The organism is Carboxydocella sp. JDF658 (assembly GCF_002049395.1).
Classification (GTDB): domain Bacteria; phylum Bacillota.
Map to the genome: position 1 here is coordinate 1 of NZ_BDLR01000088.1, position 8,504 is coordinate 8,504.

The 8,504-nt window shown below is 54.2% G+C and carries 8 protein-coding genes; 3 read left to right on the forward strand and 5 right to left on the reverse strand.

What is annotated here, in order from left to right:
* The first annotated feature begins 108 nt into the window (after positions 1 to 108).
* Together larA and JDF658_RS14970 are read left to right on the forward strand one after the other, a co-directional pair.
* Entirely contained in the window at positions 109 to 1,371 is a 1,263-nt protein-coding gene (gene larA / locus JDF658_RS11210; RefSeq protein ID WP_079907693.1) for a nickel-dependent lactate racemase, read from the forward strand.
* A gap of 10 nt (positions 1,372 to 1,381) precedes the next feature.
* The gene (locus JDF658_RS14970; protein WP_079907695.1) at positions 1,382 to 1,900 is read left to right on the forward strand and encodes a methylated-DNA--[protein]-cysteine S-methyltransferase; all 519 of its coding nucleotides are present in this window, start codon (positions 1,382 to 1,384) and stop codon (positions 1,898 to 1,900) included.
* Here the strand turns inward: JDF658_RS14970 and JDF658_RS11220 are convergent.
* From JDF658_RS11220 to JDF658_RS11235, 4 genes are all read right to left on the reverse strand, one after another.
* Positions 1,897 to 2,628 carry a PolC-type DNA polymerase III gene (locus JDF658_RS11220; RefSeq protein ID WP_159071797.1) on the reverse strand — a complete coding sequence of 244 codons (732 nt, stop codon included), beginning with the start codon at positions 2,626 to 2,628 and terminating at the stop codon, positions 1,897 to 1,899. The genes JDF658_RS14970 and JDF658_RS11220 overlap by 4 nt on opposite strands.
* A 10-nt stretch (positions 2,629 to 2,638) precedes the next feature.
* Positions 2,639 to 4,543, reverse strand: a complete 1,905-nt coding sequence (locus JDF658_RS11225) for a DUF294 nucleotidyltransferase-like domain-containing protein (protein ID WP_079907696.1) — start codon at positions 4,541 to 4,543, stop codon at positions 2,639 to 2,641.
* Positions 4,544 to 4,699: 156 nt separating this feature from the next.
* Positions 4,700 to 6,616, reverse strand: a complete 1,917-nt coding sequence (locus JDF658_RS11230; RefSeq protein WP_078666020.1) for an aconitate hydratase — start codon at positions 6,614 to 6,616, stop codon at positions 4,700 to 4,702.
* Positions 6,617 to 6,714: 98 nt separating this feature from the next.
* Positions 6,715 to 7,218, reverse strand: a complete 504-nt coding sequence (locus tag JDF658_RS11235; protein WP_078666019.1) for a DUF4352 domain-containing protein — start codon at positions 7,216 to 7,218, stop codon at positions 6,715 to 6,717.
* A 103-nt stretch (positions 7,219 to 7,321) separates the two neighbouring features.
* Here JDF658_RS11235 and JDF658_RS11240 point away from each other — a divergent pair, with 103 nt between their 5' ends.
* Positions 7,322 to 7,552, forward strand: coding sequence for a hypothetical protein (locus JDF658_RS11240; RefSeq protein WP_078666018.1), 231 nt, complete (start codon positions 7,322 to 7,324; stop codon positions 7,550 to 7,552).
* Position 7,553: 1 nt separating this feature from the next.
* Here the strand turns inward: JDF658_RS11240 and JDF658_RS11245 are convergent, their stop codons facing one another.
* Positions 7,554 to 8,234 carry a 4Fe-4S dicluster domain-containing protein gene (locus JDF658_RS11245; protein ID WP_079907698.1) on the reverse strand — a complete coding sequence of 227 codons (681 nt, stop codon included), beginning with the start codon at positions 8,232 to 8,234 and terminating at the stop codon, positions 7,554 to 7,556.
* Between the last annotated feature and the right edge of the window lie 270 nt (positions 8,235 to 8,504).

An 8,504-nucleotide genomic window follows, 5' to 3' on the forward strand; every position in this document is an offset into this window, starting at 1 on the left:
GCCCCGCGGGGGCAAATCAAGTATTCGGAAAGGAGGCGAAATCCTGGTCTGGGGGCCAACTTGGCTGAAAATAAAAACAGTCAAGTTTTTTGAACCAGGTGGACTGTCTTGGAAGTAAAACTGGCTTATGGAAAGGATAAACTTCAGGTTGAGCTGAATCCGAAGGGATATTGCCAGATTATTACACCCAGATCTTTGCCGGGAGTGAGTGATCCTCTAGCTGAGATCAGCCGGGCGCTGGCTGAGCCCATTGGAACTTCGCCTCTGGCAGAGCTCCTCAGGAAGCGGCAGCCGCAAAAGGTTGTAATTGTTGTCAATGATGTTACCCGGCCCACACCCTATGAGGTGATGTTGCCACCGCTGGTAGCTGAGCTGGAAAGGGCCGGGATCGGGGATGAACAGGTGACCCTGGTGGTGGCGACCGGGAGTCACCGGGCCAATACGGAAGAAGAAAATCGGGCCAGCTTTGGGGAAGAAATTTGCCGGCGTTTTAATATCATTAGCCATGACTGTGACCGGGATCTGGTAGCCATCGGACGCCTGTCCGATGGACAAGAGCTGGTTATTAACCGTCTGGTGGCTGAAGCGGATTTTATCATCACCACCGGCCTGATTACCATGCATTATATCGCCGGGTTTTCCGGTGGCCGCAAATCCATTCTCCCCGGGGTGGCAGCTCGCAATCTGATTCAGTACAATCACAGCCTCATGACCGATCCCCGCGCCTGTGCCGGCAACTGGCGCACTAATCCGGTCCACTGGCTGATGCTGGAGGCCGCGCGCCTGGTGGGTGTGGATTTTATCCTCAATGTAGTGACCAATGAGAAAAAGGAAATCGTGCAGGCAGTGGCCGGTGACCTGGAACAGGCCTGGCTGGCCGGAGTGGAAACCTGCCGCCAGATGAGTATGGTCACAGTACCTCGGGCCGCTGATGTGGTGCTGGTCAGTGCCGGTGGCCATCCCAAGGACATCAATCTCTACCAGGCCCAAAAGGCCCTGGAGGCAGCGGCAGCTGCCACCCGGCCGGGCGGAACCATCATCCTGCTGGCCCGCTGCAGGGAAGGACTGGGCGAACATACTTTTGAAAAATGGATGCTGGAAGCAGAGACTCTGGAAGATATTTTCCGCCGTTTTGAACAGGGGTTTGTCCTGGGCGGACACAAGGCCTATGCTATCGCCAGGGTCTTACAGGAAAAACAGGTAATTTTAATCTCAGATCTGGGAAAAGAGTTGACGGAGAGCCTCTTTATGCGTTATGCTGACAGTATCCCGACTGCACTGCTGCAGGTAGAAGAACAATACGGACAGGATTATTCCCTGCTGGTTATTCCCGATGGCAGCCAGGTGCAGCCGGAAGTTGCTTCAGCATAGGAGGCAGAGCATGGAAATCATACGCTGGTCAGAAATGTTAAGTCCCATTGGGCCGCTGGTCCTGGTCAGTACGGAAAAGGGGCTCTGTCGCCTGGTTTTGCCGGGAGAAGGACAGGCTACCTTGCTGAACTGGTTAAATCGGAAATGGACTGAGGAGATAGTGGTGGAACGCAACCTCAAAGTCCACCAGCAGGCAATAGAACAGCTGGGCGCTTATTTTGCCGGAGAGCTGCAACAATTTGACCTGCCGCTGGATGTAAGTGGTAGCCCATTCCAGCTGCAGGTCTGGCAGGAACTGCAGAAAATCCCCTATGGCGAAACTCGAACCTACCAGGAGATCGCTACCAATATCGGCAAACCGCGAGCAGTCAGGGCCGTGGGACAGGCCAATAACAGAAACCCCATACCCGTCATCATCCCCTGTCACCGCGTAATCGGCAAATCAGGGGCACTGGTTGGGTATGGGGGTGGACTGGAGGTCAAGCTCTATTTGCTGGGCCTGGAAGGGGCCCCGGGTTTTAGTGGCTAGAGCAGGTTGCGCCAGTGCAAGAGGCTGAGCAAGTCACCCACGGTTTTGATTCCCCGTTGCTGAAATTCCTGCAGAAAAGTCAAAAACAAGCGGCTGGTGATCAGCGCATCCCCCAGTGCCGTATGGCGCAGGGGGGTTTTTATTTGCCAGGCGGTACAGAGGCTATCCAGGGTATAGGAACTGCGATAGGGCTGCAGGGCCATAGCCAGTACTACCGTATCGAGGATAACTGGCTTGAATTTGGTTTTTAAAGCTTTTTTCAACTGGATATTAATAAAAGCCAGGTCAAAATCGGAATTATGGGCGATCAGCATCCGGTTCCCGCAGAAGTCAAGGAAACGGTTGAAGACCGTCAGAAAATCATCGGCCTCGGCCACCATTTCATTATCGATACCGGTAATCTGGGTGACCAGAGGTGGAATGGGACGACCGGGATTGACCAGCTCCTGAAAGGAATGTTCAGGGCAGATTTCACCATTTTTGATTAGAACAGCACCGATAGAGGTGATGGTATCACCGCTAAAGGGATACAACCCGGTGGTTTCCAGATCAAAAACAACAAATTCCATTTCCCGTAGCGGTGTCTGGGGATTGTGGCGCTGTTCCTGGAATTTCTTCAATTTTTCCTTAACCTCGGTCAAAATCAGGGAGTCACAGGCTCTATCTCCTCCCGCAGTTTCAAATCCCATCAATCGGGAGGTGCGGCCTAACCACGCGCGTAACATCATCATCTACCCCCTACCCGGCATGAAAAACAGTACCAGTAAAGCTCTGCAGTTTATCGACGGCCAGCATGGCATAACGCAAAGTGGCCGCTTCTTTTTTAGGCAACTGATTGGGATTGATCCAGTTATCGGCTTCCAGTCCCTGCTCCAGTTTCTTAAGGTTGGTTTTCAGGCGCAGGGTCATCAGGATTTTATAGGCAGTGGAATAATACTCACTATCCTCGGGGTTGAAAATATTGCGCTGTTCCATGATTTTCAAACGCCCCAGGGTGCTGGTTTCGTCAATGCCCCATTTGAGGGCAAAAATCCGGGCACAATCCACCATATGCACACAAACCGCCCGCTTTAAATCGATTTCATTTTTATGCTCCCCGTGCTTTTCCGTAATGAATTGCCGGAAAAACCCCAGGGGCACTTTGTATTCCAGATCATCCTTGGCCAGAAAATGGAGCAGAACCGGATAATCCTCCACCCGGCGATGGACAAAATGGCGCAAATCCTGGGCCAGTTCCTTTTTGCCGTAGACGGGGCGGAAATCCAGGAAAATGGTGAGTTTGCGCACTATTTCCGGTACCGGCTGAGCGATCCAGCTGGTGACATCCAGGTACCACTGGCGCAGGGGTTTGGTCCACTCCGGATTGGAGGCCATGACATTGCCCTTGCAGCGGGCAAAGCCACAGGCGACCAGGCCATTGACGATTTTCTCCCCCAGGGTAAGAAAATAGTTCTGAGCTTCCTCGGCCAGGTTGGCCGGGACATCGGCATAGATAATGCCATTATCCTGGTCAGTGCGCAGGACCTGTTCCTTGCGGCCGCCACTGCCCATGGTGATAAAACAGTAAGGGACAGGAGGGGTACCCAGACCGGCCTGGACCATTTCCTCTTCCGCCAGCTGAATGACTTTGGCGGTGAGCCGGTCATAGAACTCACTCATAACCACGAAGATTTCTTCAATAGGGGCATTTTCAGCCAGCAAACCCACCAGTACCTGATCCACTTCCCGGGTGGCCTGGACCAGATCGTCCAGGTTGCGGGAGGTTTCAATGGTATCGACAGTAGTGAGGGCGCCGGAGCTGCGGGCCCGAATCAGATCCCGCATGGAGATAATCCCGAAAAGATGGCCCTGGTCTACCACAGCCAGATATTTGACTTTATTTTTGACCATGGCCAGCAAGGCCTCGGAATAAAAAGCATCAGGAGGCAGGGAAACCAGCTGGGTGTTCATTACCATATCGGCGGTAATATCCCCGGTTTGCGGACAGCCCTGGGCCAGCACTTTAGCTACCAGGTCCCGGTCGGTGACGATTCCCACCGGCCGCTCCTGACCATCCACCACGACCAGAGCCCCGATATTGCGCTCCGCCATGAGCTGAGCTACTTCGGTGACGGTCTGGTTGGCGCGGCAGGTCAGAACCGGGCTGGTCATGATTTCCGACAGCCGCTTGCGAAAAGGCTGGGTTTCCAGGTTGCCGGCCAGATAACTCTGTTCGGCAACCACTTCTTCATAAATTACCCGCATCCGCTCTAAAAGGGTTTGGGTAAAATAACCGGCGAATTTAGGATAGTTTTCCAGCAGACTTTCAAAAACTTCCCGGGGCATAAGCAAGCAGATACAATCCTCTACTGCTCGCACAGAACCGGGATAGGGCTTGTCATTGAACAGGACCGTTTCCCCGAAGAAATCCCGGGGCTGACGCAGTCCTACCACGTTGTCTTCTCCTTTTTCGTTGGTCAGGACTACTTCGGCCAGGCCATTGGTAAGAATATAGAGGACAGCGCGGGAGGGTTCACCCTGTCGGAAGATATAGGTGCCTTTGGGATAAAGCCGGGATTCGCATTTGACTAAAGCTGCCTGCAATGCTTCCGGGGGCAGCAAGCTAAAGGGTTGAGCTTCGTGCAAGATAGAAAGGTATCCCATCGGCGCCTCCTCCTTCCTCTTTCTTAGTTTCAATATAAAGGGAGGACGGAGTGGACGGCAAGAAATTTGCGGTGAAGGGGAGAGAAATGCAGGCGGAAGGTCGAAAACAGCCGTTTCCCGCCGGGGAAACGGCTGTCCTTCTTCCTGAATGGTGACTCAGACGTAGTTAAGCAGTCCACCCGCCAGCAGGATGGCCCGCTGGCGGGGGGTAAGGTCTACCAGCAAGGGGATGGTCAAATTTTTATTTTCCACGATCAGATTTATTTCTTCGGCTCCGGCGCCAATCCGCTCAACCAGTTCGGGCAAGCGGATAATATCCCCCTGTTCAATAGCCTCATAGTCTTCTGCCCGGGCAAAAGTCAGGGGCAGGATGCCGAAATTGATCAGATTGGCCCGATGGATACGGGCGAAGGACTGGGCAATCACTGCCCGTACTCCCAGGTACATGGGGGCGAGAGCGGCATGCTCCCGGCTGGAGCCCTGGCCATAGTTCTGGCCGCCCACCACAACGCCACCGCCTTTAGCCAGGGCCCGGGCGGGAAATTCGGGATCCACCTGGTGGAAGACATACTGGCTGATGGCCGGGATATTGGAACGCAAAGGCAGGATTTTGGAGCCGGCCGGCATGATGTGGTCGGTTGTGATGTTATCCCCTACCTTCAACAAGACCTCACCGCGGTATTCAGCAGGCAGCGGCTGGCCTTTGGGCAGGGGCTTAATATTGGGGCCCCGCCGTACCTCAACGGTTTCCGGCGCCGCTGCCGGGGGGATGATCATGCTGTCATCCAGCAGGAACTTTTCCGGTAAGGTCACTTCCGGATATGCGCCCAGTTCCCGTGGGTCAGTTAATTGGCCGGTCAGGGCGGCAGCAGCGGCTACTTCCGGACTGGCCAGATAGACCTGGGCATCTTTGGTGCCACTGCGCCCTTCAAAGTTACGGTTAAAGGTGCGCACTGATACGCCTGCAGAAGGAGGAGCCTGGCCCATGCCGATACAGGGCCCGCAGGTGCATTCCAGCAGGCGCACTCCGGCGCTGAGCAGGTCAGCCAGGGCGCCATTCTGGGCCAGCATAGTCAGCACTTGCCTGGAACCAGGACTGATTACCAGACTGGTGCGGGGATGGATCTTCTTACCCCGCAGGATAGCAGCCACCCGCATCAGGTCTACGTAAGAGGAATTGGTACAGGAACCGATGGCCACCTGGTCCACCGGGAGACCAGCTATTTCCCGCACCGGAACTACTTTATCCGGGCTGTGGGGACAGGCGATCAGGGGTTCCAGGGCAGAAAGGTCAATAGTCAATTCCTCATCATAGACCGCATCGGGATCAGCGCTCAGGGGTACCCAGTCCTCCTCCCGGCCCTGGGCGGCCAGGAAGGCCCGGGTGATTTCATCACTGGGGAAGATGGAAGTGGTGGCCCCCAGTTCGGCTCCCATATTGGTGATGGTGGCCCGTTCCGGTACCGTCAGGGTTGCTACCCCCGGGCCGGTATATTCCAGAATCCTGCCCACTCCGCCTTTGACGGAGAGACGGCGCAGCACTTCGAGAATGACATCCTTGGCACTGACCCAGGGGGAAAGGCGGCCCAGCAGCTCGACTTTGACCACTTTGGGCATAGTCAGATAAAAAGGTTTGCCCGCCATGGCCACCGCTACATCCAGGCCTCCGGCCCCGATGGCCAGCATGCCGATGCCCCCGCCGGTGGGGGTATGGCTGTCAGAACCCAGCAGGGTTTTGCCGGGTTTGCCAAAACGCTCTAAATGAACCTGGTGGCAGATACCATTGCCGGGACGGGAAAAATAAATACCATGTTTGGCGGCAATGGTCTGCAAAAACAGATGGTCATCGGCATTTTCGAACCCGGTTTGCAGGGTGTTGTGGTCCACATAACTTACGGACAGCTCGGTTTTGACCCGGGGCACGCCCATGGCTTCAAATTGCAAGTAGGCCATGGTACCGGTAGCATCCTGGGTCAGGGTCTGGTCGATTTTGATGGCTATTTCCTGGCCAGGCACCATTTGGCCTTCCACCAAATGGGCGGCGATGATTTTTTGAGTCAGATTCATGCCCATCTTGCCACACCTCCGTTTTATCTAAGGAAAAGGGTAACATAAAGAAAAGCCCGGTGTCTATAACACCGGGAAAAGTATACAATATATCGCTTGTGCTTTTAAACTTTGCCAGGAGGTGCCTGCAGACTGACGGTAAATTTATGACCAGCCTGATCCTCGTAGAGGACTTTATCCACCTGCTGGTCTCTGGGAATCTCAAACAGCAGGAGACCACCACCGCGGTAATGGGGCGGCAGGTCCATGGCTTTGAAGGCCCCTTTGCCGGTAATGGCAGTGCGGGCTTCCGAATACTGATAGCTCTTGCCGTCTTCGGTGATGATGGTAACGAATTCCGGCTTGATGTTCAGGTCCTGGTCGCTGTCATTGGTAATAGCGGTAAAAAGGCCAATTACCACTTTGCCTTCCTCAGCGGGCATCAGCTCAGGACTGAAATATTTGGGCTTCTGGCTCACTTCCAGGGTAAGGGGGCCCTGCACCAGTTTAATATGACCGGATTTTTCTTCCCTGTTGCTGGCATGAGGCGGCACCTGCGGCTGAGTGCTGGCACAGCCCCCGAGAAGCAGTGCAGCTGCCAGGAAGGAAAGGAGAAGGATTTTTTTCACAAACTTTCACCTGCCGTGTTAGATTTATACCCTCACTAGTATTCCACGCCCGATTATTTTTTCCTGCTGGCGGGAAAAATATTGACAAAGGAGGGTGATTGCCATGAGCGACTGGCAGGTGGATTTACGGAATCTCCACGGTCAGAAAAAAGTGGAACGGGTCAAAGAAGTAGTCAGCCAGGTGGGGCCGGTGGACACCCTGAATATTGTCTTTGACCGGGTAGACCCGGTCTTCACCGATGAAGTGGTGGATATCCTGGAGGAAAACGGTTTCGCCTGGCAACCCAAAGGCAGTGAAGAGGGGTATTATATTCAGGCCAGAAGGCTGCACTAGCTTATTCTGGCAAAAGGGGACAGCTGGCAATACATATTCCGCAGCGTTTACCGGCGTTCACTACGAAAATGTAGTGGGCGCATTTTTCTTTATTGATGGTCCAGCCGGTGGTCGGATTATACTGGCCTTCCCAGCCCTGCAGGGCCCCGGCCGGGCACTGCCGGACACAGGCCTGGCACTGACTGCAAAGGTCGGGTCGGGCCGGGTTAGCCACCTGAAGCGGAGTATAAGGGGCAGAGGTAATCACCGCTGCCCAGCGCTGGGCCGGGCCATAGGCAGGGGTCAGAATCAGGTTGTTGAGGCCGAAAAAGCCCAGACCGGCCAGGACGGCAGCGTGTTTAAGGGAAAAATCCGCCTTCAGACGCCCATAATCGCCGATGGCTGCTTCTGAGCTGATGGGCAGGGCCTGGTGGCCCAGTTGCTGGAGTTGCCGGGCCAGCTGATAGGCAGCGTGAGTCAGATGCCGGTTGGCCATTTCGAATTCTACCATGTACTGGTTGCGGGTTTTCGGCAGATAGCGAATTGGTGTCGGATTCAGACTTCGAGCGATTACAATAACCTGCTGCGAGGTAGGCAACAGGTCCTGGGGTTTAAAACCCGGGGGAGCCTGGTCAAAGGCGGAGACAGGGGCAGTACCGTAAAGGTCCACGTCCAGGCGGGACAGGAGTTGCTCTAAGTCCATACTTATCACCTCTGCACAGGGTTTTTAATTAATTTTAAGCCAGCCCCTCTCGTATGGGCAATCTTCCTGCTCTCAAATGTGTTATAATGGGGCTGGGAGGTACTGTAACAGTTATAAGAAACTATACTATAATTGATTGTACCTAACTATTTTACTACTATAAAAGTATGGAACTATTATCCATTGGAGAAGCAGCAAAGTCCGGCAGGGTTTCGGGGAGCTGATCAGGAATGCCAGAGAAACACGAGAAGAACAAATTTAGCATAACTG

What these genes read in the sequence shown, in the direction of transcription:
- JDF658_RS14970 (WP_079907695.1), top strand. Translation starts at nt 1,382, where the DNA reads ATGGAAATCATACGCTGGTCAGAAATGTTAAGTCCCATTGGGCCGCTG.
- JDF658_RS11245 (WP_079907698.1), bottom strand. Translation starts at nt 8,234, where the DNA reads ATGGACTTAGAGCAACTCCTGTCCCGCCTGGACGTGGACCTTTACGGT.
- JDF658_RS11240 (WP_078666018.1), top strand. Translation starts at nt 7,322, where the DNA reads ATGAGCGACTGGCAGGTGGATTTACGGAATCTCCACGGTCAGAAAAAA.
- JDF658_RS11230 (WP_078666020.1), bottom strand. Translation starts at nt 6,616, where the DNA reads ATGGGCATGAATCTGACTCAAAAAATCATCGCCGCCCATTTGGTGGAA.
- JDF658_RS11225 (WP_079907696.1), bottom strand. Translation starts at nt 4,543, where the DNA reads ATGGGATACCTTTCTATCTTGCACGAAGCTCAACCCTTTAGCTTGCTG.
- JDF658_RS11220 (WP_159071797.1), bottom strand. Translation starts at nt 2,628, where the DNA reads ATGATGTTACGCGCGTGGTTAGGCCGCACCTCCCGATTGATGGGATTT.